This is a genomic window from Jannaschia sp. L-14R, assembly GCF_056857695.1.
This window is the reverse complement of record NZ_JBSXNP010000009.1, coordinates 369,419-390,881: the sequence shown is the minus strand read 5'-3', so window position 1 is coordinate 390,881 and position 21,463 is coordinate 369,419. Positions and strand designations below refer to the sequence as shown.

The following is a 21,463-nucleotide window of genomic DNA, read 5'->3' as shown; positions in this document are numbered from 1 at the left end:
GCGATGACGTCAGGTTCACCCCCCGAAGCGGAAAAATGGCACCCGGCGGTGCCATTTTTTGGCTGTGAGCCGGATTTGCAGTCAAGAGCCGTTCTGTTCAGCCAGCACGGCATGTGTCCAGGTCTTGTTGCCGCAACGGGGGCATGCAGTCAGTGTCCTGCCAGAGTCTTGTATGACCGTGCCGCATTTGCAGCAGGCCGCCCCTGTTCCGGTAACGACCGTGCCGGGGCCGAATTTTTCCGGAGGACATACACTCCATGCGGGTTCGATCGGCAGTCCGGGGCGTGGGGGCCTGGCGCGAAAGGTGCTTAACCGTCCGGAGGACTCGAGATATGCCTGCCGCACGGCGCCAAGGTTGACATAGCCCTGCTCGCGCAGACCCTCGAAGAGTTCGCTTTTGCCGAGTTTGCTTTTACGCAGGGTCTCCATATTGATCACGCCATCGCTGACTACCTCTGACGTTACGCCGTCGATGATTTCTTCTATCGGCTTGTATTGAAATATCAGAACATCGAGGAACTTGTTTATGAGCACCACGATGGTGATGACCAGCATGGCGTGCAGTATCGGCACCTCCGGGTAGAACATCGCATCGCCCACCGCTGAGCCCAGCGCGATGACAAGCAGGAATTCGACTACCGACATCTGCGCGATGCCTCGCCCGCCGACCCAGCGGATCAGAAGAAGGGCATAGGCATAGATCACGAAAGTTCGGAATACGATCTCAAGGTAGAACAGCGCCGGATCTGTCCCGAAGAACATACGCATCAAATCGAATGGAACGATTGGATCTTCCATGGCGTGGTGTCCTCAGGGGTCGCTTAGATGGAACAATTATCGGTGTTGGTTGTGATTTTGCCGGCCCTCGGACGGAACCCTTGCTTTCGGCTTTTTGTTCCTTTCATGCGTTCGCCCTGATCCACTGGAGCCGGAGACCGGCCGTCATCGAATTAGCCGCGCATATCCGCCGAACGGAAAGGGGCGCCCCGCGAGACGCCCCCTCCTTCACCAAACACCAAGCCTCAGTTCAGCGCCTGATCCGTAATCACCGACGTCCAGGCCCCTTCCGGCGCTTTCGAGATCACCGGATCGGACCCGCCTGCCAGCAGGGTATCGACCGTGCGCTGGTAGTCGGCCTCGTCCAATGCGCCGTTCGAGCCCGCCGTCAGCTTGGCGATTTCGCCCATCATGCGAACCTGATGCGCCTCGGTCTGGGCGCCGGTTTCGTCATTTTCCAGAACGATCTCGGCGGCCTCCTGCGGGTTCTCCTCGGCGTATTTCCAGCCTTTCATCGAGGCGCGGACGAAGCGGGTCATCTTGTCGACGAAGGCAGGGTCCTCGAGGTTGTCTTCCAGCACCCAGATGCCGTCTTCCAGCGTGGCGACGCCCATGTCCTCGTATTTGAAGGTGATCAGTTCATCCTCGGAGACGCCCGCGTCGAGCACCTGACCGTATTCGTTGTAGGTCATGGTCGAGATGCAGTCGGCCTGACGTTGCAGCAGGGGGTCGACGTTGAAGCCCTGTTTCAGCACGGTCACGCCGTCGTCGCCGCCGTCGGTCGGGATGCCCTCCTGCGACATCCACGACAGGAACGGGTATTCGTTGCCGAAGAACCAGACGCCGATAGTCTTGCCCTTGAAGTCCTGCGGGCCGGTGATGCCGGTGTCCTTCCAGCAGGTCAGCATCAGGCCGGAGGTCTTGAAGGGTTGCGCGATGTTGACGACGGGCAGACCCTTTTCGCGCGCCGACAGGGCAGACGGCATCCAGTTGAGCATGGCGTCGGCCCCGCCGCCGGCAAGAACCTGCGGGGGCGCGATGTCGGGTCCGCCGGGCTGAATCGTGACGTCGAGGCCTTCTTCCTCGTAGAAGCCCTTGTCCTTGGCGACGTAATATCCGGCGAACTGCGCCTGCGTGACCCACTGCAATTGCAGGGTTACCGCGTTCGCGTGCGCGTCGGCGAAGGCCGGGGCGGTCAGGCCTGCGACGGCAAGTCCTGCGGAAGCTATCAGATGTTTCATGTCTCTCTCTCTGCTGTTGTGCGGACGGGTTGGACCGTGCGCTTGTCAGGGGCGGATGTCATCTCCGCCCTCTTTGTGAAGGATGCCAGAACGTCAGGCGTTTTTCCAACATGGCGATGGCCCCGTACCAGAGGCTTCCGGTCACGGCGGCAACGACGATTGCGGCCCAGACGACCGGCAGGTTCAGGCGTCCGACCTCTGTCGAGATGCGAAAGCCCAGGCCGAAGGTGGGACTGCCGAAAAATTCGGCGACGATGGCCCCGATGAGGGCAAGCGTGGTGGCGATTTTCAGGCCGTTGAACACGAAGGGCAGGGCGGAGGGCGCGCGGAGGTAGCGCAGGTCCTGTCCGGCAGAGGCGCCGTATGTGCGCATCAGGTCGCGCTGCATGGACGTCGTGTCGGCAAGGCCCGCGACGGTGTTCACGAGCACCGGGAAGAAGACCATGACGACGACGACGGCGGCCTTGCTCTCCCAGCCGAAGCCGAACCACATCACAAGGATGGGCGCGGTGCCGACGATCGGCAGGGCCGCGACGAAGTTTCCGACCGGGAGAAGGCCACGGCGCAGGAAATCGGAGCGCGCCACCAGAAGGGCCGTAGCGATGCCGGCGGCGCTGCCTATCAGCCAGCCGCCGAGTGCGCCTTTGAGCACGGTCTGGACGAAATCGGCCCGGAGCGTGTTGGTATTTTCGGCAAGCGCCACGGCGATCTGTGTCGGGGCGGGCAGAATGACGCCGGGCACGTTGAACAGCCGGACGGTCAGTTCCCACAAGATCAGGAGCGTCAGGCCAAACAGAACAGGCGCGGCCCATGTGCCCGCCGTCGTCCGGGCCACGCCGACGTTGACCGCCCAGAGTGCCAGCCAGACCGCGAGCACAAGCGCCAGTTGCCATCCCACAAGGAACGCGACGCCGATCAGGACGAACCCGCCGAGGGCCAGACCCCACGGGGCCAGTCGAGCGGGCCTGTGCGCGGCGACAGTCATGACAAGCCCATGCGTTTCAGGGTCACGCGCTGCGCCAGCCCGATGGCCGCCACCAGTGCCGCCGCGACGATGGCCGCGCCGAACAGAGCCGACCAGATCTGCACCGTCTGGCCGTAGTAGCTGCCCGCCAGAAGCCGCGCGCCGAGGCCCGACACGGCGCCGGTCGGAAATTCGCCCACGATGGCACCGACGAGCGCGGCGGCAACCGCGATCTTCAGCGAGGCGAACAGATAGGGCAGCGACGCCGGCAGGCGCAGCGACAGCAGGGTGCGGGTGGCCGAGGCATTCCATGTGCGCATCAGGTCGAGGTCCGAGGGACTGGGCGCGCGCAACCCCTTCACCATGCCGACCGTGACCGGAAAGAACGACAGATAGGCCGATATGATCGCCTTGGGCAGCACCCCCTGCACGCCGATGGAATTGAGAACGACGATGATCATCGGCGCAATGGCCAGGATCGGGATGGTCTGCGATGCGATGGCCCAGGGCATGACACTGAGGTCCATGAGACGGGAATGCACGATGCCCACGGCCAACGCGATACCCGCCAGCGATCCGATCACGAAACCCAAGAGCGTGGGGGCCAGCGTGATGCCCGCGTGGCGCACGAGGCTGCGTTTGGAGGTGACGCTCTGGTTGACCGTGCTGTCCCACAATTCCGCCAGCACCTGATGCGGCGAGGGCAGGCGGGGTCGGTCCTGCGCAAAGGCGCGGGCCACGGCCTGGGATGGTTCGGCCAGCGTCAGGGCGAGGCCGCTCATGTTGCGCCGCTCGGACGCGGTGGCAGGGGTCAGGGCGATGCCCTCGCGTTCGGCCAGCATCAGGCTGTTCTGCGCGTTCATCGGAATGGCGGCCAGATACCAGAGTGCAATCAGCGCGGCGACGACGGCAAGAACGGGGCCAAGCCGATGGTGCATCCCGCGCATCGCCAGCGCGACCCTGCCGGACCGCCCGATGCCCGCGCCGGGGGCAGAGATCTGCGTATCCGTCACGATCTGGCCCGCCAGCGCCGCAAGATGCGCCAGGCCGAGGTGGCGATCACGAACAGGGCCACGGCGCTGACCACCCGCCGCGCGGGAATGTCATCGAAATTGCCCGAGAACAGGAACCAGAGCGAGATCGCGATGACGATGATGTCCGCGATGGTCTGCCAGGTGTCGCGGGTCATGCGACCTCCATCCCTTCGCGCAGGCCTTCGCGGACGCGGTGGGCGATGGCGAGGAATTCGGGCGTGTCGCGGATATCGAGGGGGCGGTCGTGGGGCAGGGGGCTGTCGATGATGTCGGTGATGCGGCCGGGGCGCGGGGACATGACGACGATTTTCGTGCTCAGGTAGACGGCTTCGGGGATCGAGTGGGTGACGAAGAGCGTTGTCTTGTTGGTGCGCTTCCACAGGGCGAGGAGTTCTTCGTTCAGGCGGTCGCGGACGATTTCATCCAGCGCGCCGAACGGTTCGTCCATCAGCAGGACCTTGGCATCGAAAGCCAGCGCGCGGGCAATCGAGGCGCGCTGCTGCATCCCGCCCGACAGTTGCCACGGGTATTTGTTGGCAAACTTGTCCAGTTCGACCAGTTCGAGGACATCTTGGGTGCGCTTGGTGCGGTCCGACTTGGAGTAACCCATGATTTCCAGCGGCAGGGAGATGTTCCTGCCGATGGTCCGCCACGGGTAGAGGCCCGCGGCCTGAAACACGTATCCGTAAGCGCGCGCTTTCCGTGCCTCGTCGGGGGTCATGCCGTTGACGGTGAGGGTGCCGCCGGTGGGGGTCTCGAGGGCGGCGACGCAGCGCAGAAAGGTCGTCTTGCCGCAGCCCGAGGGGCCGATGAAGGAGACGAATTCGCCTTCGTTTATGTCCAGCGAGATGTCGGAGAGCGCGTGGACCGGACCGTCGGGGGACGGGAAGGTGAGGTCGAGGGAGTGGGCGGAGATTGTGGTCATCCAAAATCTCCTCTCAACAATGGAGTGAAGGGATGTTCTAGGCGTGCAAGGTCTTTCAGAGGTGCGCCAACGAACTCTTGGGATTTGGCTAAATTCTCGTCCATCAAACCCCCGCCGGAATGTTCATCGGGTCGCGCTCGACCTTGCGCGGCGTGTTCAGCGCCTTCCATTTGCTCAGCGCCGTCGAGGCCGACGCAAACGGCTTGCGCCGCACGAATTTCCCCCGTCCCGGCTGCGGTTGCGAGTTCTGGCCGTGGGCCCAGATGACCTCGCCTCGGCTCAGCGTGAACCTCGGCGCGGCGGACAATTCCATGCCTTCGAAGACATTGTAATCGATGATGGATTTCTGCGTGGCGACGGACACAGTGCGCTTGATCGACGGGTCCCAGACCACGACGTCGGCATCGCCGCCCACGGTCAGACCGCCCTTCATCGGGTAGATGTTCAGGATCTTGGCGATGTTGGTGGAGGTGGCGGCGACGAATTCTTCGGGCGTCAGGCGGCCGGTGTCGACACCCTTGGTCCAGAGCATGGCCATGCGTTCCTCAAGGCCCCCGGTTCCGTTCGGGATGCGGGTGAAATCGTCCAGCCCCATGCGTTTCTGTTCGTCCGAGAAGGCGGCGTGGTCGGTGGCGACGACCTGCAACGACCCGGAGGCGAGGCCGGCCCAGAGGCTGTCCTGATGCATCTTGTTGCGGAACGGCGGGGACATGACACGGCGGGCGGCATACTGCCAGTCCTTGTTGAAATACTCGGATTCGTCCAGCGTCAGGTGCTGGATCAGCGGTTCGCCATAGACGCGCATGCCTTTCTGGCGGGCGCGGCGGATGGCCTCGTGCGCCTGTTCGCAGGAGACGTGGACTATGTAGAGCGGCGTCCCGGCGGCGTCGGCGATCATGATGGCGCGGTTGGCCGCTTCGCCCTCCACTTCCGGCGGGCGGGAATAGGCGTGGCCTTCGGGGCCGGTAATGCCGTCGGCCAGCAGTTGTTCCTGCTTGGCGGCCACGATGTCGCCGTTCTCGGCATGGACCAGCGGCAGCGCGCCCAGTTCGGCGCAGCGGCGGAAGGAGGCGAACATCTCGTCATCCTCCACCATCAGCGCGCCCTTGTAGGCCATGAAGTGCTTGAAGGTGTTGATGCCGCGGTCTTTGACGACGGCTTCCATTTCGCCCCAGATCTTCTCGTTCCAGCCGGTGATCGCCATGTGATAGCTGATGTCTGTGCAGATCTGGTCGCGCGATTTTCGGTCCCACTCGTCGATCGCGTTCAGCAGGGAGCCGTCTTCGCCCGGCAGGCAGAAATCGACCAGCATGGTGGTGCCGCCCGCTGCCGCCGCGAAGGTTCCGGACTCGAACGTCTCGGCGGCGGTGGTGCCCATGAAGGGCATTTCCAGATGCGTGTGCGGGTCGATGCCGCCGGGGATGACAAAGGCGTCGGAGGCGTCGATCACCTCGTCGCCCGAAAGATTTTCGCCGATCTGCGCGATCTTTTCGCCTTCGATCAGCACATCGGCCTTCCATTGCCGGTCGGCGGTGACGATGGTGCCGTTCTTGATGACTTTGGTCATGGAAACCTCCTCATTCGGGGCAGCCGCGGCGGGTGGCGGTCAGATCCCGATCCTTGATGATGGTCGACAGGCCGAGGCTTGCAGATTGGGCGCAGACGTCGGCCACGTCCAGCGGACGGTCGGTGTATTCTGCGGCAAAAACCGGCTTTCCTGCGGCGATGTAGGGCGACATGGCGCTGCACCAGCCGTCCTGTGCGCAGCCTTCGGTGATGGCGAAATCCATATCTGAAATCAGCGCGGGTGTCAGGCCGGGGGCGTTCTTCTGTCCGATGGCTAGGCCGAGGCGATGCGCGCTATCGGCCAGCGCGCGAATATAGGTCACGGCGTCGTCTTCGGTCAGCGGGAAGCCGGAGGCATTGTCGTAGACGTCCATATTGTCCGGCTCCACCCCGTCGAAGCCGAGCGCGGCGCAGCGGGCAATCCGCGCCTCCATGATCGGGACCAGGATGTCGAGGCGGCGGATATCGAGGAACCGCTCGTCCGGCCAATCGTCATAGGTGCGACCGACGACGTCGGGCGGGAAGGCGCCCACATCGTCGCGCCAAGCCTCGAGCGTGCCGACGCTGACGTAGCAGATGGTGGCGATACCGCGCGCCGTCAGCGCCGCGATTTCCGCAGGGTCGTGGTTGTCGGGATCGATGTCCATGACTGCCACGTCGCGGGTCATGTCAAAGGGTTCCGTAAGCTGCCAGTCCCAGCTTTGTCCCGCCGTGAACGCCCCGGCCCCGGCGACCGCGACGGCGGGCCAGACAATCAGCATCAGCACAATGTGGGACAGCCCTGGCATCACAGGCAGTACTGCGTCCCGCGCGGGATCAGCACGGGGTAGATCTGCCCCTGATACTGATAGCCGTAGCAATTGTCGGCGACGCGGACGTCCTGCACGGTGACGCCACGTGGCAGAAGGCGGTTGACGGCGAAGGGGACGGGGGCCGTGCTGACGCTGTAAGCCTGGGGGTCGGGGACCGGACCATTGGCCGTGGGCAGGGCACAGGCGGAGAGGACGAAAAGCGGGAGGAAGCGTATCATTTTGAGCGGTCTTTCCTGCGGGACATGAAGCGAAGGAACAGCACATAGAGGGCCGTGGCGATCAGTGTCGTGACCACAGCCGACCCGAAGGCTCCTGCGGTTACGCCTCCCGCACGATACGCATCAAAGGCCAGGTTCGCCACGAAGAAGATCAGGGCGAAAATAAGGGCCGAGCGGGTAAGAGAGCCGGTTTTCATTCAACAACCTCCGCCGTTTCGAGCACCGCATGCAACAGGACGTCGGCCCCGGCCTGCGCCCACTCCCTGGTGATGTCCTCGGCTTCGTTGTGCGACAGGCCGTCGACGCAGGGGCACATGATCATGGCGGTCGGTGTCACGCGGTTGATCCAGCAGGCGTCGTGACCCGCGCCCGAGATGATGTCCATGTGGCTGTATCCCAGACGTTCGGCGGCATTGCGCACCGCCGTCACGCAGCCTTCGTCGAAGGTCACCGGATCGAAGCCGCCGACTTTTTCCAGCTCGACCTCCATCCCCATGTCGTCGCAGATTTTGCGGGCCGCGGCGTCCAGCCGTGCCTCCATATCCTCGATCACCGACAGGGTGGGAGACCGCAGATCGACAGTGAAGACGACCTTGCCGGGAATCACGTTGCGCGAGTTCGGGTAGACGTCGATGTGACCCGCAGCACCGACGGCATGAGGCGCATGGGACAGCGCAATCTCCTCTACCTCCAGCAGGATGCGCGCCATCGCAAGCCCGGCGTTCTTGCGCATCGGCATGGGGGTCGAGCCGGTATGGCTGTCCTTGCCGTGAATGGTGATCTGCGTCCACGACAGGCCCTGCCCATGCGTGACGACGCCGATATCCTTGCCCTCGGCTTCCAGAATGGGGCCCTGTTCGATGTGCAGCTCGAAGAAGGCGTGCATCTTGTCCTTGCGGGCCCCGACGTCTTCGTCGCCGCGCCAGCCGATGCGGTCCAATTCGTCGCCGAAGCGTTTGCCTTCGGCGTCGGTCTTGTCTTCGGCCCAGTCCTGCGTGTGGACGCCCGCAAAGACACCGGAGGCGAGCATTGCGGGCGCAAACCGCGTGCCTTCTTCGTTGGTCCAGTTGGTCGCGACGATGGGATGTTTCGTCTTGATGTCCAGATCGTTCAGGGTGCGGATGACCTCCAGCCCGGACAGCACGCCCAGAACGCCGTCGTATTTGCCGCCCGTGGGCTGCGTGTCCAGATGGCTGCCGACATAGACCGGCAGGGCATCGGGGTCGGTGCCGGGGCGGGTGGCGAACATGTTGCCGATCTTGTCGACGCCCATGGTGCAGCCCGCCGCATCGCACCACGACTTGAACAGGGCGCGGCCTTCGGCGTCGGCATCGGTCAGGGTCTGGCGGTTGTTGCCGCCCGCCACGCCGGGGCCGATTTTGGCCATTTCCATCAGGCTGTCCCACAGCCGGTCGGCGTCGATACGAAGATTCTGTCCTGCGCTGGCTGCCATGTGTCCCCCGAGTATTTGACCGTCTGGTCAAATGAACGCTATCAGAGGGTCGAATTCAGTCAACCGGCACGCGGGTCCAGATGCGGCGTTCCGGCACTTGCTCAAATATGCGGCAGTGCTTTTGTCCTGCCGCCCGAGGTCCATGCATGGTGAACGACGACACCCGTATCCAGCGCGACCGCCGCGCGCGTATTCTGGAGGCCGGGCTGGAGGTGTTCTCGACCGACGGTTATGGCGGCGCCACACTGGACGGGGTGGCGGCGGCAGCCGGATTGTCGAAACCCAATCTGCTCTATTATTTCCCGTCGAAGGAAGCGGTTTATCTGGCCCTGCTGGAGCGTTTGCTCGACTCTTGGCTGGACCCGCTGCGCGTGCTGGACCCGGATGGCGACCCGGTTCCGGAGTTTCTGGCCTATGTCCGCCGCAAGCTGCACCTGGCACGGGATTATCCGCGCGAAAGCCGTCTGTTCGCGGGTGAGGTTCTGCGCGGTGCCCCGGTGTTGGCGCCGGAACTGTCGGGTGATCTGCGCAAGCTGGTCGATGCGCAGGCCCGCGTCATTTCGGGTTGGATGGCGGCGGGACGGATTGCCCCGTCGGAGCCGCACCACCTGATCATGTCGGTCTGGGCGCTGACCCAGCATTATGCCGATTTCGCCGTTCAGGTCAGCGCCGTTCTGGGCGACACCCGCGACCCGTGGGAGGAGGCCGAGGCCCACCTGACCACGATGTTCACGCGGATGCTGACGGGCTGACGCCTATTCCGCCGCGACCGCGCCCGGATTGTTCGGATGCGTCGTCCAGTCCGCAGGCTCCGCCTTGACGACGATACCGGTGCGCGGATCGGTCATGCCGGGGGCCATTGCCTCCATGGTGATGCAGTCCTCGACCGGGCAGACGTCGACGCACAGGTTGCAGGCCACGCATTCCTCGTCGATCACGGTGAAGGTGCGGTCGGCGGACATGGCGATGGCCTGATGCGAGGTATCTTCGCAGGCGGCATAGCAGCGACCGCAGGAGATGCAGGCGTCCTGATCGATCTTGGCTTTGGCGATGTAGTTCAGGTTCAGGTGCTTCCAGTCGGTGACGTTCGGCACGGCGCGGCCCACGACCTCTTCGACAGTGGTATAGCCCTTGTCGTCCATCCAGCGCGACAGACCGGACGTCATCTCGTCGATGATCTTGAAGCCGTAGGTCATGACCGCCGTGCACACCTGCACGTTGCCCGCGCCGAGCGACAGGAATTCGGCTGCGTCGCGCCATGTGGTGATGCCGCCGATGCCGCTGATCGGCATGCCATGGGTGTCCGGGTCGCGGGCGATTTCCGACACCATCGACAGGGCGATCGGCTTGACCGCCGGGCCGCAATAGCCGCCGTGGCTGCCCTTGCCGTCGATCGAAGGCTCGGGCGACATCGTGTCAAGATTGACCGAGGTGATGGAATTGATCGTGTTGATGAGCGACACCGCGTCCGCGCCGCCGCGCCGGGCCGCCGCCGCCGGTTTGCGCACATCGGTGATATTAGGCGTCAGTTTCACGATGACGGGCATGCGCGAGTATTGTTTGCACCAGCGGGTCACCATCTCGATATATTCGGGCACCTGGCCGACGGCGGCACCCATGCCCCGTTCGGACATGCCATGCGGGCAGCCGAAGTTCAGCTCGATCCCGTCAGCGCCCGTCTCCTCGACGCGCGGCAGGATGGCGCGCCAGGCATCTTCCTCGCAGGGGACCATGATCGACGCGATCATCGCGCGGTCGGGATAGTCGCGCTTGACCGCCTTCATCTCACGCAGATTTACCTCCAGCGGGCGGTCGGTGATCAGCTCGATGTTGTTCAGCCCCAGCAACCGCCGGTCCGCGCCATAGATCGCGCCGTATCGGGGGCCGTTCACGTTCACGACCGGCGGGCCTTCCGCGCCCAGAGTCTTCCAGACGACGCCGCCCCAACCGGCTTTGAACGCCCGGCGGACGTTGTATTCCTTGTCGGTCGGCGGGGCCGAGGCCAGCCAGAACGGATTAGGCGATTTGATCCCGATGAAGTCGGTTGTCAGGTTGGCCATTGGTCTCTCCTCGGTCTGTTGTCCGGTCGGGGTGGCGTTCAGGTTCGCCATGTCGGTTCGCGCGATCTGGCGCGCGCGCAATCAGGCGTCCTCTGTCTCGGGGTCACCCTTTGTCTCCGGCTCGCTCCTGGCGGCTTCAAGCCGGGCGAAGGCGGCGTCGCGGGTGGCCGCGTCGAAATCGTCGGCATGGCGCAGGATAACGGCTTCGCCTGTCATGTCCGACCAGCCGCGGGCCACCAGTGTATCGAAACTGCCGGTGTCGTCCGTTGCATCGGCGAAGGTTTCCAGTGCTTTCACGGCCCCGGATTTTGTCAGCTTGGTGCGTGTCTTGGTCAGGCGGACGGCTTTGCCGCGATCTTCGCGCAAAAGCTGCTCATAGGCGAAGATCGTCTGCCAGAGATCGTATTCAGTGCTGCCCGCTTCGGTATCCGAGGCACCCGTCTGCACGTCGGTCTGAACGAGAGCGAGGCGGCGAAAAGCGGCTTCCTGCACGGTATCGACGCCCATGCGCTCGGCATTCAGCATAAGATTCCGCAGCTTGTCGGGGTCGTCCATTTCGGCCACGCGGTCGAGCGCGGCGTGATTGCGCTCGGAAATTTCTTTTTCACTCAGGGTTTTGGGGGCGGGGGCGTTTTGCGCTTTTGATTTTTTCATAGGCGACCTTGGGTCAGTGCCGCGTGAATGTCCATCGCAGCATCGCGGCCTTCCGCCACGGCGGTGACCGTCAGATCCTCGCCCCCCGAGGCACAATCGCCTCCGGCCCAGACGCCATCGACGCTGGTGCGCCCCGCGCCGGTCACGGCGATCTTGCCGCCGTCCAGCGCCAGACCGTCCACCGTTTCCAGCTTCTGGCCGATGGCGCGGAACAGCTGATCGGCGGAGAGGCGCTGCGTCTCGCCGGTCGGCGTCATGTCGGCCCCGACGTAGGCCAGTTCGATTTCACGAAGGCGATCATCGCCATGCAATGCCTGCGGGATAACCCCGAACATAAGGCGCACACCATGCGTCGCGGCCAGATCCTGTTCCCATCGGCTGGCGGGCATCCGGTCCTGCCCGCGGCGATAGGCGATCGTCACCGTCTCGGCGCCCAGCAGTTTCGACTGCACGGCAGCATCCACAGCGGTCATTCCGCCGCCGATCACGACAACATGCCGCCCGACCGGCAGGGCGGTCAGATCGGGGGCCTGTCGCAGCGCCGCGATGAAATCGACCGCGTTTTCGGTGCCGGTCAGGGCCTCGCCCTCCAGCCCGAGCGCGCCGACGCCACCCAGACCGACGCCCAGAAAAACAGCGTCGAAACCGTCGCGCAGATCTTGCAGGGACAGGCCGTCGCCAAGCGCCTTGCCGGTCTCGACCGCGATGCCGCCGATCTTCAGCAGCCAGTCCACTTCGGCCTGGGCGTAGTCATTCGGTGTCTTGTAGGCCGCAATCCCGTATTCGTTCAGGCCGCCCGGTTTCGGGCGTGCATCATACATCGTGACCGTGTGGCCGTGCATCGCCAGCCGGTGCGCGCAGGCCAGTCCCGCAGGCCCCGCGCCGACGACGGCGACCCGCTTGCCGGTGTCGGCGGCGCGAGCGAACGGATGTTCCCCCGCTGCCATCATCGCATCGGTGGCAAAGCGTTGCAGACGCCCGATCTCGACCGGCTTGCCTTCCGCCACTTCGCGCACGCAGACCTCTTCGCACAGCGTCTCTGTCGGGCAGACGCGGGCACACATGCCACCCAGAATGTTCTGGTCGAAGATGGTCTTGGCGGCCGCATCTTCCATCCCGGTGGCGATCTGGCGGATGAACAACGGGATATCGATATCGGTCGGACAGGCCGTCACGCAGGGCGCATCGTGGCAGAAATAACAGCGGTCTGCGGCGACCAGCGCCTCATGCGCGCCCAGCGGTGCATGCAGGTCACCGAAATTTCGGACCAGATCTTCGGCAGCCAGCCGTCCGGCGCGGATTCCGTCCTGACGCATCGCTTCTGTCATGTCACTCTCCGATTGAACTTTGTGGTGGACAGAGTGCCACGAAGTGAAATTTTATCAACTGGTAAAAAATCGGCAGGAGACGAACGATGCCCAAAGCCTATTGGATCGCCCATGTGACGGTCACGGACCCCGACCCTTATGCCCTCTATGCAAAGGGTGCGACGGAAGCGTTTGAGAAGCATGGCGCGCGGGTTCTGGCCCGTGGAGGAGAGGTCGTCGCGTTGGAGGGACAGAGCAGTCCGCGCAACGTGATTATCGAGTTCGAGAGCATGCAGGCCGCCCGTGCCTGCTATGACTCGCCTGAATATCAGGCGGCGCGAAACCACAGGATCGGCGCGGGCGAGGCGCAGATCATGCTGCTGGAGGGTGTCTGACGCCATCATGCGCCCCGATCGCGATGCTTGTGGATGACCCGGACTGCCGCCTACAAGGCAGCATGTCGAAATCCGATGAACCCAGCCTGATCCAGCTTGCCCGCGAGAGCGGTGCCCACATTCAGGCCGAGCCGCTTGATCTGGGAAGCCGCGTCCGTGATCTGCGCAAATCGCGCGGCTGGACACTGGAACAGGCGGCGCGGCAGGCGGGGCTGGCGCGGTCAACGCTGTCCAAGATCGAGAATGGGCAGATGTCGCCCACCTTCGATGCCTTGAAAAAGCTGGCGACGGGGCTGGAGATCGGCGTGCCGCAACTGTTCACGCCGCCCACCAAGGGGCAGGTGACCGGTCGGCGCGATATCACCATGTCGGGCGAAGGGCAGACCCACGTCACGACCACATATGAGCATGAACTGCTGGGCAGCACGCTGACGAAGAAATCCATGCTGCCCTATCGCTCCCGCGTCCGGGCCCGCAGGTTCGATGAATTCGACGGATGGGTGCGCCACGACGGAGAGGAGTTCCTGCTGGTCCTGACCGGAACGATCCGCCTGTATCTGGAGTTCTATGAGCCGGTCGAGATGCGTCGCGGCGACAGCGCGTATTATGACGCATCGATGGGTCACAACGTGATCTCGACCTCACCCGAAGACGCGGTGATCCTGTGGGTCACCAGTCTGGGATAGCGGTCTCGTCATAGGTCAGGTCCAGATCGAACCCGGTCACGGCCAGATTCGGATAGGCCCGCAACACGTCCATGAACGCCGCATATCGTGCACGTGGCTCGGCGCTGGCGACGGTTTGACGGAACGACAATCGCGCCAGATGACGGCGATAGGATTGACCGTAGGTCCAGTATTGGTTCGGCGTGAGCGCGGCCGCACCCTCGCGACCTGCGAACACGATCCGGATGCGCGCGTCGCCCGCGTCTGTTGTGTTCGGCGCGTCGAACCACAGGTACGATGGATCGTAGTGGCCCGAAATATCGAGCCGTTCCTGCGCGATCGCCGGTGCGGTCAGCATCAGGGCGATCAGTCCGGGAAGGGCGGCCTTCATCGGTCGCGCCCCACCGGGTTTTCGGTCTTGGCGTCGTCGCCGAAGCGCGCGTCGTCCGACAGCGCGTCCTCGCCCTCGGCAATGTAATCGCCACTGTCTTGGATCGAGGCGTTGTCATGAACCGGCGCGGAATAGGCGTCGGCGGGCAGGGGACCGGACAGAAACTCATGCAGGCGCTGCTGGGCTTCCTCTGCCGGTATCCCCTGTTTGTGGGCGATGACCTTGGACAGCAGGACGGTCGAGCCATCGGCACCGGACAGATCTTCGTCCGTCAGTTCGGGATACGCGGACAGTATGGGGTCGCGGAACGGGACCCAGTCGCGGCTGAAATCTTCACGGCTCATGATGGTTTCCTTCCTTGGTTTTGGGAAACGCACACCCGACAGCCTCGGTTCCGGTCAGGCGAACATCTCGGCCAGATCGACGCTCGACCGATCGCCGATGGCGTCGAAATCACGCTCCAGAAAGGCGTCTGCCGCCGCTTGCCCGGCGGTGCGAAGCTGCGCCATGACGATCGGGTTGGCAACCGACTTGGTGGCAACCGACAGCTTGCGCATCAACTCATCGTCCGCAACCATGTGAACCAGCACATCCTTCATGGCACCTTCGGGGATCGTGCCCGACCGCACCAGACGCTGCACGAAGTGGATGGCCCGCAATTCGCGAAAAAGCGATGTATTGAAGCTGATCTCGTTGATCCGGTTCTGGATTTCACGGGCGGTGACCGGCAGAATGGGGCGTTCCAGCGGATTTATGTTCACGATCAGGATGTCACGCGGCAGATCCGCAGCGAACAGCGGGAACAATGCGGGGTTGCCGGTATAACCGCCGTCCCAATAGGATTCTCCGTCGATCACGACCGCCGGAAACAAGGTCGGCAGACAGGCCGATGCCAAGATGGAATCCGGCCCGATGGCCTCGTGGTTGAACAGCTTGATCTTGCCGGTGCGCACATTGGTTGCGCAGATGTGAAATGCCGGTCCCGCGTCCGAACAGATGGCATCGAAGTTCAACCCCTCGACGACCCTGCGTAAGGCATTGGATGCGAATTCGCCTGTCATATAGGGCGACACAGCCCGCGACATGCCGTCTATCAGTTGATATCCGGGCGACATTTCAATCATATGACTGACCGCCAGGGGCGAAAAGCCGGCAAGCCAGGGGGCCAGCCGTTCGTCCGTCAGGGCACCGATATCTGTCCAGACCTGTTCCAGCGTGTCGAGTGCCAGATTCCGGCTGCCCTGCGCCAGACCGCATTTCACCGCCGCGCCGTTCAGCGCGCCCGCGCTGGTCCCCGAAATGGCTGCGATCTCGATCCGCTCGTCGGCCAGAATCCGGTCCAGCACGCCCCAGGTGAACGCGCCATGTGCTCCGCCGCCCTGAAGGGCCAGATTGATCTGCTTCGCCTTGGGTTCGGTTGCCATGCGTCTTCTCCTACAAGGCGATGAGATCGACGACGAACGCGCCTTGGGTTGTCATGCCGGGAACGCGGCAGACCTTTGCTATCGACCCCGATCAATGTAATCGTCTGGCTGCAGCGCACCATCGCAGCGCGGGACCATCGCCGTGCCGATCAGTTCATCGCAAGTAGTGAAATGGCGCGCAGCGGCAAGTCCGAACCCACTTTCCTGCCGGTGAAGGTAACGATTTTTTTATGAAGTGACACTCGTATTGTGCCGTGTGCTGTACGATTACGGGATGGACCATGGGTGCAATATCTGCGAATGGCGCCTTGTGTATCTGCATGACTGCTCTGCGATGATGACAGTCCAGTGGCGCGGCAGCGAGCCCGTAACTATCGGTAAAGCCAAAAAAAACGCCCGCACAAGGCGGGCGCTAAGTCATTGAGGCAGGTTTCATACAGGCAAGAAACCTATCGAGCAGTAAGTGTGTTATAGACCTTCATGTTACGGAGTCCAAGCTAAAGTTTAACGAGCGCTCACTGAATGTTTCAGATAAACTTCAAAGTGAACAATACGTTACTGTTGGGCAAGACAATGATGAACAAGTGTTTCTCGCGAATCCGGTTCTGCGGGGGCGTGATACTCGCAACCATGGCAGGGCTGGGAATCGCCTTTCCGGTGGTCGCGGACGGGCATGGAATTGCGCTTTACGGCGAACCTGCGCTGCCCTCCGATTACACGAATTTGCCGCAGGCGAACCTGGACGCGCCCACTGGTGGAACCTTCGTGGACGGCCAGGTCGGCAGCTTCGACAGCCTCAACCCTCACATCCTGCAGGGCAACACGCCGTGGCAATTGCGCTTTCTGGCCTACGAAAGCCTTATGGGCCGTGCCTATGACGAGCCATTCACCCTGTATGGGCTTCTGGCCGAACGGGTCGAGGTCAACGACGAGCAGACCCAGATCACATTAACTCTGAACCCGGCGGCGGAATTTTCCGACGGCACCCCGGTCACGCAGGACGACGTGATCTGGTCGTGGAACATCCTGGGGCAGGCGGGGGCGAACGGACGTTATCGCAGCGCCTTCTCCAAGGTTGAAAGCGTCGAAAAGGTCGGTGATCGCGGCATCCGTTTCACCATCGGTGCGCCCGACCGGGAACTGCTGATGACTCTGGGATTGCGCCCGATCATGAAATCCGCGCAATACGCCGACGACGAAAGCGCCTTCTTCCGTTCGGGTCTGAACAACATTCCCATCACGACTGCCCCCTATGTCATCACCGATTTCGATCCGGGCCGCTTCGTTGAGCTTTCGCGCAATGAGGATTACTGGGGGGCCGACCTGCCGTTCCGTCGCGGCACGAATGTCATCGACACGATCCGGATGGAATTCTTCGGCGATGCGACGGCGCATTTCGAGGCATTCAAGGCGGGCGAACTGTCGACGATGCGCGAAACCAATGCCGCCAAATGGGCACGCGACTACGATTTTCCGGCGGTCCGGTCGGGCGACATCGTGCTGTCGGAAATTCCTCATCAACGCCCGTCCGGTATGACCGGGTTCGCGATGAATACTCGGCGCGATCTGTTCGATGACTGGCGGGTGCGGCAGGCGATGATCGAGGTCTTCAACTTCGACTATATCAACAACGTCATCAACGGCGGCACGCAGCCCCGGATCACGTCGTATTACTCGAACTCGCCGCTTGGCATGGAGCCGGGTCCGGCGCAGGGCGCAGTTGCCGACCTGCTGGAGCCTTTCGCGGACAATCTGCTGCCTGGCACCATCGAGGGATACAACCTGCCCGAAACCGATGGGCGCGCCTCCAACCGCAAGGGTCTGCGCGCCGCCAGCCGCTTGCTGGAGGATGCCGGATATACCGTCGAAAACGGTGTGCTGACGGGGCCGAACGGGCCGGTGACTTTCGATATCCTGGTCCAGACCGGGTCATCCGAAGTGCAGTCCATTGCCGATATCTACATCGAATCGCTCAAGGGTCTGGGCATAGACGCCCGTGCCGTGGCCATCGACAGCGCCCAGTTCACCGACCGGGTCACGAATTACGACTTCGACATGGTCTGGTATCAGTGGGGACTGTCGTTATCGCCCGGCAACGAGCAACTGGCCTATTGGGGTCCCGATGGCGTGACCGCGCCCGGCTCGCGCAATGTGATGGGTGCAGACGATCCGGCGATATCGGAAATGATAGATGCCATGCTGAACGCAGACTCCCAGGAAGGGTATGTCGCCGCCATTCGCGCGCTGGACCGGGTGCTGACGGCGGGGCGGTACGTCGTGCCGATCTGGCATAATCCCGTCAGCTGGATCGCGCATGACAAGGCGCTGACCTATCCGGCGGACCGGCTGCCGATCTATGGCGACTGGATCGGATTTCAGCCCGATATCTGGTGGTTCGAAAATTAACGTCCCGCCGTCAGGTCCAATGTGGCAGTTGCCCACCCGGCAGTGCCGTGCGGGCCTGCAACAGACGGTCGAAGGGCAGGGATTGCGCCGTGCAGACGCCCTGCACCCAATCGTCGTTCAGCAATACGAAATCCAGCACCGCACCCAGAAAATCCGGATCGGCGGCAGCCCCACGGATCGTTTCGCGGTCGGCCCCGGTCGCGCTCTGGAACGTGTCCAGCAACTCGGCCTGGGCCAGCCATGCCAATGCCCCGAGGGCGATCACTTCGGCGTCATCCTGTCGCATATTTCCCCCGCTCTCTACGAAAAGCGCTCCGCTGGAAACCTTTTGTTAACCTTAAGGCCTGCATATCGACTTTGACGATTTTATGAACACTTGCGAGAACCCTGCCATGCCCGGTCGCATCCTCGTTGTCGATGACGTTGCCACGAATAGAATCGTGATGAAGGTCAAGCTATCGGCCGCGCGGTACGATGTCGTTCCGGCGGTCAGCGGCGCCGAAGCTCTGGAAATCGCACGCGCCGGTGGTATCGACATCATCATCATGGACATGATGATGCCGCGCATGACCGGGGCCGAAGCCTGTCGCCTTTTGCGGGCCGATCCTCTGACCGCCACGATCCCGGTGATTCTCGTGACCGCCTCGGACGACGTCGAGGCCAGGATGCAGGGCCTGTCCGCCGGGGCCGACGATTTTCTCTCCAAGCCGGTTGACGAAGTGGCGCTGCTGGCCCGCGTCCGTTCGCTCCTGCGCTCGCGGGAGGAGGAGCGGGATTATCACGCGCGCGGCGGCGACATGCTGGAAATGGCCCGCACGTCGATCCCCGGCCTGTCCGAAGCCGGGGGGCAGACGGGGTTCCAGCCGCGCCCCGTGCCCGTCGACGGACGTATCGCCCTGATCGGTGCACCCGAAGCCAAATGGCTGCCGGTGCAGCGCGACCGTCTGCGCCCCCTGTTCCGCGAGGCGGTGTCGATCATGGGCCGCGACGTGGCGTTGGCGCTCAGCGAAGATCACGTGCCGGACCTGTTCCTGATCGAGGCCGACCTGGCCGCCCGCAACGAAGGCCTGCGCCTGATGTCCGAGTTGCGCTCGCGCAATGCCACACGGCATGCCGCCTTCATCGTGCTTTTACCGCAGGGCGACAGCGAACGCGCCGCGACCGCACTGGACCTGGGGGCCGCCGACGTCAGCTATCATCCGTTCCCGGTGGACGAGATCGCGATGCGGATACGCACGCAACTGGCCCGCAAGCGTCGTGCCGACAAGATGCGCGACACGCTGGATACCGGGTTCAAGATGGCGATGTTCGATCCGCTGACCGGGTTGCACAATCGCCGTTATGGCTTGCATCACCTCGATCTGGTCGCGACACGCTGCCGGGCACAGGGCATCCGCGCAGGCGTCATCGCGATGGACATAGATCACTTCAAACAGGTCAACGACACCCACGGACACCCCGTTGGCGATAGCGTTCTGGCCCGCGTGGCACAGGTTCTGCGCGACAGTCTGCGGTCCGAGGATCTGGTCGCCCGCATCGGCGGGGAAGAATTTCTCGCTATCCTGCCCGACGCCGATCTGGCGCAGGTGCGCATCGTTGCCGAACGGCTGCGCTCGGCCGTCGAGACGATGCAGGTGCCTCTGCCCGGCGGCGCGCCGCTTTCGGTGACCCTGTCGCTGGGCGTGGCAATGCTGGAAAATCGCGATGATGCAGGGTCGGAGGTTCTGTACCGCGCCGACCGCGCCCTTTATTCCGCCAAGGACGGCGGACGCAATCGCGTGCAACTGGCGACGCCGGACTGACGACAGCGCCTGTTGCCGGATTATTTGCGGGTCCGCGGTCGCGAGAGATGTTCAGCCAGCGCCACGCGATCCTCGACTGACAGATCAGCGATGACCTTTCCCAGCATGGTGATGCCGCGCCCGGCGATTTCGCCCTGCAGGTCACGCTGCATCCGCATCGCCGTCTCGAAGGCTGCCCGGTCGAATGGCTCGGCGCGCAGGGCGTCGACAACGACAGCTTGCGCCGTTCGCATGCGCGCGCGCCCATCGCCCAGACCGCCGTCGGCGCGCAACGCCATGAACAGCGCACGGCGTGCGTCGCGGTCCAGCCCGCGTGACAGCGCCGCGATTTCAGGCGGGCCACCGAAGCCACGCCGGTCGTCGTGCATGATCGGCTCGCCGGTCAGCATCGCGCCGATCACGGCGGTCGCCACGGCCACGTTCACCGCCAGCGATGCGATCAGCGCCCATTTGATCCACCTTGCGGTCATCCTACGTCCTCCTCGGACCAGACGGTCCCGAAAATCTCGTCCATCAGCGCGGCGTCCGCCGTGTCCACGCCAACATCCGCCGGAACGAATTCCAGAACGACCGTCGGCTGTGCCATACCCAGCCACAACCCCAGCACCGCCGCTGCGGGCACGCCGACCAGTCCGCCAATCCAAGCCCGTACCCGGTCAGCACCCGAGGCCGCCTGCGCAACAGCGGCGGGAACTGCATCCGCCAGGATACGCGCCCTCAACCCGTCGCCCAGCGGCGTCGTGTCGTCCCGCGCGGCGCGCAGCATAAGGTCCAGATCTTTATCGGCCATGGTCATCCCCTTCCGTCTCCCGCAACAGGTCCGCCAGCCGCCGCTTGCCACGTGCTGTCAGGCTTTCCACCGCTTCGACCCCACATCCCAGCATGGCGGCAATATCCGGGTTCGAATACCCTTCGACGTGCCGCAACACGACCGCCTGCCGCTGTCGGTCGGGCAGGGAGGCCAGCGCCGCATCCAGTGCAGACAGGCCTTCGGCCCGGATCATCCCCGCCAGGACCGGCATGGCGTCGTCCGCCGGTTCCCCGGCATCGTCGAGCGGTGCGGTCCGTGCCGACCGGCGTTTGGCGTCCACCGCCAGGTTCGCGGCCACCCGGCCCAGCCAGGTCGACATCTGCGCGGCACCGGCGGCATCCCAGCTGGCCGCGCGCTTCCAGAGTCGCAGGAACGCTTCCTGCACGATATCCTCGGCCAGCGCGCGGTCGCCTGCCGTCATACGCAGCGAGAACGCCATCAGACGCGGGCCCAGCCGGTCGAGCAGGGCCGCCGCAGCCGCCCCGTCGCCCTGACCCGCGCGGGCCAGCAACCCGGCCTCGATCTCGCGTGCATCTTCCATGGCCCCCCCGGCATATG

At 63.7% G+C, this 21,463-nt stretch carries 26 protein-coding genes; 5 read left to right on the top strand and 21 right to left on the bottom strand.

All coding sequences use genetic code 11. From position 1 onward, the window contains the following. Positions 1-81: 81 nt before the first annotated feature. The 11 genes from AC13C2_RS06295 to AC13C2_RS06245 all read right to left on the bottom strand — a co-directional run bounded on the left by AC13C2_RS06295 (position 82) and on the right by AC13C2_RS06245 (position 8,990). Complete coding sequence (locus AC13C2_RS06295) at positions 82-798, bottom strand: DUF421 domain-containing protein (RefSeq protein WP_474520702.1); 717 nt, start codon at positions 796-798, stop codon at positions 82-84. A 224-nt stretch (positions 799-1,022) separates the two neighbouring features. Continuing rightward, positions 1,023-2,018 carry an ABC transporter substrate-binding protein gene (locus AC13C2_RS06290; RefSeq protein WP_339646214.1) on the bottom strand — a complete coding sequence of 332 codons (996 nt, stop codon included), beginning with the start codon at positions 2,016-2,018 and terminating at the stop codon, positions 1,023-1,025. A gap of 58 nt (positions 2,019-2,076) precedes the next feature. Further along, on the bottom strand, positions 2,077-3,003 hold the full coding sequence (locus AC13C2_RS06285; protein ID WP_482886257.1) for an ABC transporter permease: 927 nt from the start codon (positions 3,001-3,003) through the stop codon (positions 2,077-2,079). After that, positions 3,000-3,920 (bottom strand): ABC transporter permease, encoded by a 921-nt coding sequence (locus AC13C2_RS06280; RefSeq protein ID WP_482886515.1) that lies wholly within the window; start codon positions 3,918-3,920, stop codon positions 3,000-3,002. Before AC13C2_RS06280 ends, AC13C2_RS06285 begins: the two co-directional genes overlap by 4 nt. A 71-nt stretch (positions 3,921-3,991) precedes the next feature. Then, on the bottom strand, positions 3,992-4,171 hold the full coding sequence (locus AC13C2_RS06275) for a hypothetical protein (RefSeq protein ID WP_092764208.1): 180 nt from the start codon (positions 4,169-4,171) through the stop codon (positions 3,992-3,994). Further along, positions 4,168-4,941, bottom strand: a complete 774-nt coding sequence (locus AC13C2_RS06270) for an ABC transporter ATP-binding protein (RefSeq protein ID WP_482886256.1) — start codon at positions 4,939-4,941, stop codon at positions 4,168-4,170. Before AC13C2_RS06270 ends, AC13C2_RS06275 begins: the two co-directional genes overlap by 4 nt. Positions 4,942-5,044: 103 nt before the next feature. Next, positions 5,045-6,508: a dihydropyrimidinase gene (hydA, locus tag AC13C2_RS06265; RefSeq protein WP_482886255.1), complete on the bottom strand. Its 1,464-nt coding sequence runs from the start codon at positions 6,506-6,508 to the stop codon at positions 5,045-5,047. A gap of 10 nt (positions 6,509-6,518) precedes the next feature. Then, positions 6,519-7,268 carry an endo alpha-1,4 polygalactosaminidase gene (locus AC13C2_RS06260; RefSeq protein WP_339646222.1) on the bottom strand — a complete coding sequence of 250 codons (750 nt, stop codon included), beginning with the start codon at positions 7,266-7,268 and terminating at the stop codon, positions 6,519-6,521. Positions 7,269-7,294: 26 nt separating this feature from the next. Continuing rightward, on the bottom strand, positions 7,295-7,537 hold the full coding sequence (locus AC13C2_RS06255) for a hypothetical protein (RefSeq protein WP_092764218.1): 243 nt from the start codon (positions 7,535-7,537) through the stop codon (positions 7,295-7,297). Next, positions 7,534-7,734 carry a hypothetical protein gene (locus AC13C2_RS06250; protein ID WP_092764220.1) on the bottom strand — a complete coding sequence of 67 codons (201 nt, stop codon included), beginning with the start codon at positions 7,732-7,734 and terminating at the stop codon, positions 7,534-7,536. The genes AC13C2_RS06255 and AC13C2_RS06250 overlap by 4 nt, the downstream gene beginning before the upstream one ends. Next, a complete protein-coding gene (locus tag AC13C2_RS06245; protein ID WP_482886254.1) occupies positions 7,731-8,990 on the bottom strand; it encodes a Zn-dependent hydrolase in 1,260 nt (419 codons plus the stop codon). The genes AC13C2_RS06250 and AC13C2_RS06245 overlap by 4 nt, the downstream gene beginning before the upstream one ends. A 146-nt stretch (positions 8,991-9,136) precedes the next feature. On the opposite strand from AC13C2_RS06245, the gene AC13C2_RS06240 reads away from it, so the two are divergent. Then, positions 9,137-9,742 (top strand): TetR family transcriptional regulator C-terminal domain-containing protein, encoded by a 606-nt coding sequence (locus tag AC13C2_RS06240; protein ID WP_482886253.1) that lies wholly within the window; start codon positions 9,137-9,139, stop codon positions 9,740-9,742. Positions 9,743-9,745: 3 nt separating this feature from the next. On the opposite strand, the gene preA is transcribed toward AC13C2_RS06240, so the two are convergent. From preA to AC13C2_RS06225, 3 genes are all read right to left on the bottom strand, one after another. After that, positions 9,746-11,050: an NAD-dependent dihydropyrimidine dehydrogenase subunit PreA gene (gene preA, locus AC13C2_RS06235; protein ID WP_482886252.1), complete on the bottom strand. Its 1,305-nt coding sequence runs from the start codon at positions 11,048-11,050 to the stop codon at positions 9,746-9,748. An 81-nt stretch (positions 11,051-11,131) separates the two neighbouring features. Then, positions 11,132-11,704, bottom strand: a complete 573-nt coding sequence (locus AC13C2_RS06230; RefSeq protein ID WP_482886251.1) for a hypothetical protein — start codon at positions 11,702-11,704, stop codon at positions 11,132-11,134. Further along, positions 11,701-13,032 carry an NAD(P)-dependent oxidoreductase gene (locus tag AC13C2_RS06225; RefSeq protein ID WP_482886250.1) on the bottom strand — a complete coding sequence of 444 codons (1,332 nt, stop codon included), beginning with the start codon at positions 13,030-13,032 and terminating at the stop codon, positions 11,701-11,703. Before AC13C2_RS06225 ends, AC13C2_RS06230 begins: the two co-directional genes overlap by 4 nt. A gap of 86 nt (positions 13,033-13,118) precedes the next feature. On the opposite strand from AC13C2_RS06225, the gene AC13C2_RS06220 reads away from it, so the two are divergent. Together AC13C2_RS06220 and AC13C2_RS06215 are read left to right on the top strand one after the other, a co-directional pair. Further along, positions 13,119-13,406 (top strand): DUF1330 domain-containing protein, encoded by a 288-nt coding sequence (locus tag AC13C2_RS06220; protein ID WP_092764229.1) that lies wholly within the window; start codon positions 13,119-13,121, stop codon positions 13,404-13,406. A 62-nt stretch (positions 13,407-13,468) separates the two neighbouring features. Further along, positions 13,469-14,092, top strand: a complete 624-nt coding sequence (locus AC13C2_RS06215; RefSeq protein ID WP_092764231.1) for a helix-turn-helix domain-containing protein — start codon at positions 13,469-13,471, stop codon at positions 14,090-14,092. Here the strand turns inward: AC13C2_RS06215 and AC13C2_RS06210 are convergent. Genes AC13C2_RS06210 through AC13C2_RS06200 form a run of 3 tightly spaced genes read right to left on the bottom strand, consistent with a single transcriptional unit; the run spans position 14,076 to position 15,886 of the window. Further along, positions 14,076-14,462 (bottom strand): hypothetical protein, encoded by a 387-nt coding sequence (locus AC13C2_RS06210; RefSeq protein ID WP_092764233.1) that lies wholly within the window; start codon positions 14,460-14,462, stop codon positions 14,076-14,078. The two genes, AC13C2_RS06215 and AC13C2_RS06210, sit on opposite strands and share 17 nt — an antisense overlap. Beyond that, positions 14,459-14,806 carry a hypothetical protein gene (locus tag AC13C2_RS06205; RefSeq protein ID WP_339645690.1) on the bottom strand — a complete coding sequence of 116 codons (348 nt, stop codon included), beginning with the start codon at positions 14,804-14,806 and terminating at the stop codon, positions 14,459-14,461. The genes AC13C2_RS06210 and AC13C2_RS06205 overlap by 4 nt, the downstream gene beginning before the upstream one ends. Positions 14,807-14,860: 54 nt before the next feature. Beyond that, complete coding sequence (locus tag AC13C2_RS06200) at positions 14,861-15,886, bottom strand: patatin-like phospholipase family protein (protein ID WP_482886249.1); 1,026 nt, start codon at positions 15,884-15,886, stop codon at positions 14,861-14,863. Between the two features lie 615 nt (positions 15,887-16,501). Between AC13C2_RS06200 and AC13C2_RS06195 the strand changes: the two genes are divergently transcribed. Next, entirely contained in the window at positions 16,502-18,292 is a 1,791-nt protein-coding gene (locus AC13C2_RS06195; RefSeq protein WP_482886248.1) for an extracellular solute-binding protein, read from the top strand. Positions 18,293-18,302: 10 nt separating this feature from the next. Here the strand turns inward: AC13C2_RS06195 and AC13C2_RS06190 are convergent, their stop codons facing one another. Next, the gene (locus AC13C2_RS06190; protein WP_092764239.1) at positions 18,303-18,578 is read right to left on the bottom strand and encodes a DUF3572 domain-containing protein; all 276 of its coding nucleotides are present in this window, start codon (positions 18,576-18,578) and stop codon (positions 18,303-18,305) included. A gap of 106 nt (positions 18,579-18,684) precedes the next feature. Between AC13C2_RS06190 and AC13C2_RS06185 the strand changes: the two genes are divergently transcribed. Continuing rightward, positions 18,685-20,094, top strand: a complete 1,410-nt coding sequence (locus AC13C2_RS06185; RefSeq protein WP_482886247.1) for a diguanylate cyclase — start codon at positions 18,685-18,687, stop codon at positions 20,092-20,094. A gap of 20 nt (positions 20,095-20,114) precedes the next feature. Here AC13C2_RS06185 and AC13C2_RS06180 read toward each other — a convergent pair whose 3' ends face one another. Genes AC13C2_RS06180 through AC13C2_RS06170 form a run of 3 tightly spaced genes read right to left on the bottom strand, consistent with a single transcriptional unit; the run spans position 20,115 to position 21,446 of the window. Further along, positions 20,115-20,564 (bottom strand): periplasmic heavy metal sensor, encoded by a 450-nt coding sequence (locus AC13C2_RS06180; RefSeq protein ID WP_092764243.1) that lies wholly within the window; start codon positions 20,562-20,564, stop codon positions 20,115-20,117. Further along, the gene (locus tag AC13C2_RS06175) at positions 20,561-20,884 is read right to left on the bottom strand and encodes a hypothetical protein (RefSeq protein WP_482886246.1); all 324 of its coding nucleotides are present in this window, start codon (positions 20,882-20,884) and stop codon (positions 20,561-20,563) included. Before AC13C2_RS06175 ends, AC13C2_RS06180 begins: the two co-directional genes overlap by 4 nt. Further along, positions 20,874-21,446 carry a sigma-70 family RNA polymerase sigma factor gene (locus tag AC13C2_RS06170; protein ID WP_092764344.1) on the bottom strand — a complete coding sequence of 191 codons (573 nt, stop codon included), beginning with the start codon at positions 21,444-21,446 and terminating at the stop codon, positions 20,874-20,876. The genes AC13C2_RS06175 and AC13C2_RS06170 overlap by 11 nt, the downstream gene beginning before the upstream one ends. Positions 21,447-21,463 lie beyond the last annotated feature (17 nt).

Bases quoted from the DNA above. Each gene is read 5' to 3' on its own strand.
- AC13C2_RS06295 (WP_474520702.1), bottom strand. From the start codon at position 798: ATGGAAGATCCAATCGTTCCATTCGATTTGATGCGTATGTTCTTCGGG.
- AC13C2_RS06290 (WP_339646214.1), bottom strand. From the start codon at position 2,018: ATGAAACATCTGATAGCTTCCGCAGGACTTGCCGTCGCAGGCCTGACC.
- AC13C2_RS06285 (WP_482886257.1), bottom strand. From the start codon at position 3,003: ATGACTGTCGCCGCGCACAGGCCCGCTCGACTGGCCCCGTGGGGTCTG.
- AC13C2_RS06280 (WP_482886515.1), bottom strand. From the start codon at position 3,920: ATGCACCATCGGCTTGGCCCCGTTCTTGCCGTCGTCGCCGCGCTGATT.
- AC13C2_RS06275 (WP_092764208.1), bottom strand. From the start codon at position 4,171: ATGACCCGCGACACCTGGCAGACCATCGCGGACATCATCGTCATCGCG.
- AC13C2_RS06270 (WP_482886256.1), bottom strand. From the start codon at position 4,941: ATGACCACAATCTCCGCCCACTCCCTCGACCTCACCTTCCCGTCCCCC.
- hydA (WP_482886255.1), bottom strand. From the start codon at position 6,508: ATGACCAAAGTCATCAAGAACGGCACCATCGTCACCGCCGACCGGCAA.
- AC13C2_RS06260 (WP_339646222.1), bottom strand. From the start codon at position 7,268: ATGCTGATTGTCTGGCCCGCCGTCGCGGTCGCCGGGGCCGGGGCGTTC.
- AC13C2_RS06255 (WP_092764218.1), bottom strand. From the start codon at position 7,537: ATGATACGCTTCCTCCCGCTTTTCGTCCTCTCCGCCTGTGCCCTGCCC.
- AC13C2_RS06250 (WP_092764220.1), bottom strand. From the start codon at position 7,734: ATGAAAACCGGCTCTCTTACCCGCTCGGCCCTTATTTTCGCCCTGATC.
- AC13C2_RS06245 (WP_482886254.1), bottom strand. From the start codon at position 8,990: ATGGCAGCCAGCGCAGGACAGAATCTTCGTATCGACGCCGACCGGCTG.
- AC13C2_RS06240 (WP_482886253.1), top strand. From the start codon at position 9,137: ATGGTGAACGACGACACCCGTATCCAGCGCGACCGCCGCGCGCGTATT.
- preA (WP_482886252.1), bottom strand. From the start codon at position 11,050: ATGGCCAACCTGACAACCGACTTCATCGGGATCAAATCGCCTAATCCG.
- AC13C2_RS06230 (WP_482886251.1), bottom strand. From the start codon at position 11,704: ATGAAAAAATCAAAAGCGCAAAACGCCCCCGCCCCCAAAACCCTGAGT.
- AC13C2_RS06225 (WP_482886250.1), bottom strand. From the start codon at position 13,032: ATGACAGAAGCGATGCGTCAGGACGGAATCCGCGCCGGACGGCTGGCT.
- AC13C2_RS06220 (WP_092764229.1), top strand. From the start codon at position 13,119: ATGCCCAAAGCCTATTGGATCGCCCATGTGACGGTCACGGACCCCGAC.
- AC13C2_RS06215 (WP_092764231.1), top strand. From the start codon at position 13,469: ATGTCGAAATCCGATGAACCCAGCCTGATCCAGCTTGCCCGCGAGAGC.
- AC13C2_RS06210 (WP_092764233.1), bottom strand. From the start codon at position 14,462: ATGAAGGCCGCCCTTCCCGGACTGATCGCCCTGATGCTGACCGCACCG.
- AC13C2_RS06205 (WP_339645690.1), bottom strand. From the start codon at position 14,806: ATGAGCCGTGAAGATTTCAGCCGCGACTGGGTCCCGTTCCGCGACCCC.
- AC13C2_RS06200 (WP_482886249.1), bottom strand. From the start codon at position 15,886: ATGGCAACCGAACCCAAGGCGAAGCAGATCAATCTGGCCCTTCAGGGC.
- AC13C2_RS06190 (WP_092764239.1), bottom strand. From the start codon at position 18,578: ATGCGACAGGATGACGCCGAAGTGATCGCCCTCGGGGCATTGGCATGG.
- AC13C2_RS06185 (WP_482886247.1), top strand. From the start codon at position 18,685: ATGCCCGGTCGCATCCTCGTTGTCGATGACGTTGCCACGAATAGAATC.
- AC13C2_RS06180 (WP_092764243.1), bottom strand. From the start codon at position 20,564: ATGACCGCAAGGTGGATCAAATGGGCGCTGATCGCATCGCTGGCGGTG.
- AC13C2_RS06175 (WP_482886246.1), bottom strand. From the start codon at position 20,884: ATGGCCGATAAAGATCTGGACCTTATGCTGCGCGCCGCGCGGGACGAC.
- AC13C2_RS06170 (WP_092764344.1), bottom strand. From the start codon at position 21,446: ATGGAAGATGCACGCGAGATCGAGGCCGGGTTGCTGGCCCGCGCGGGT.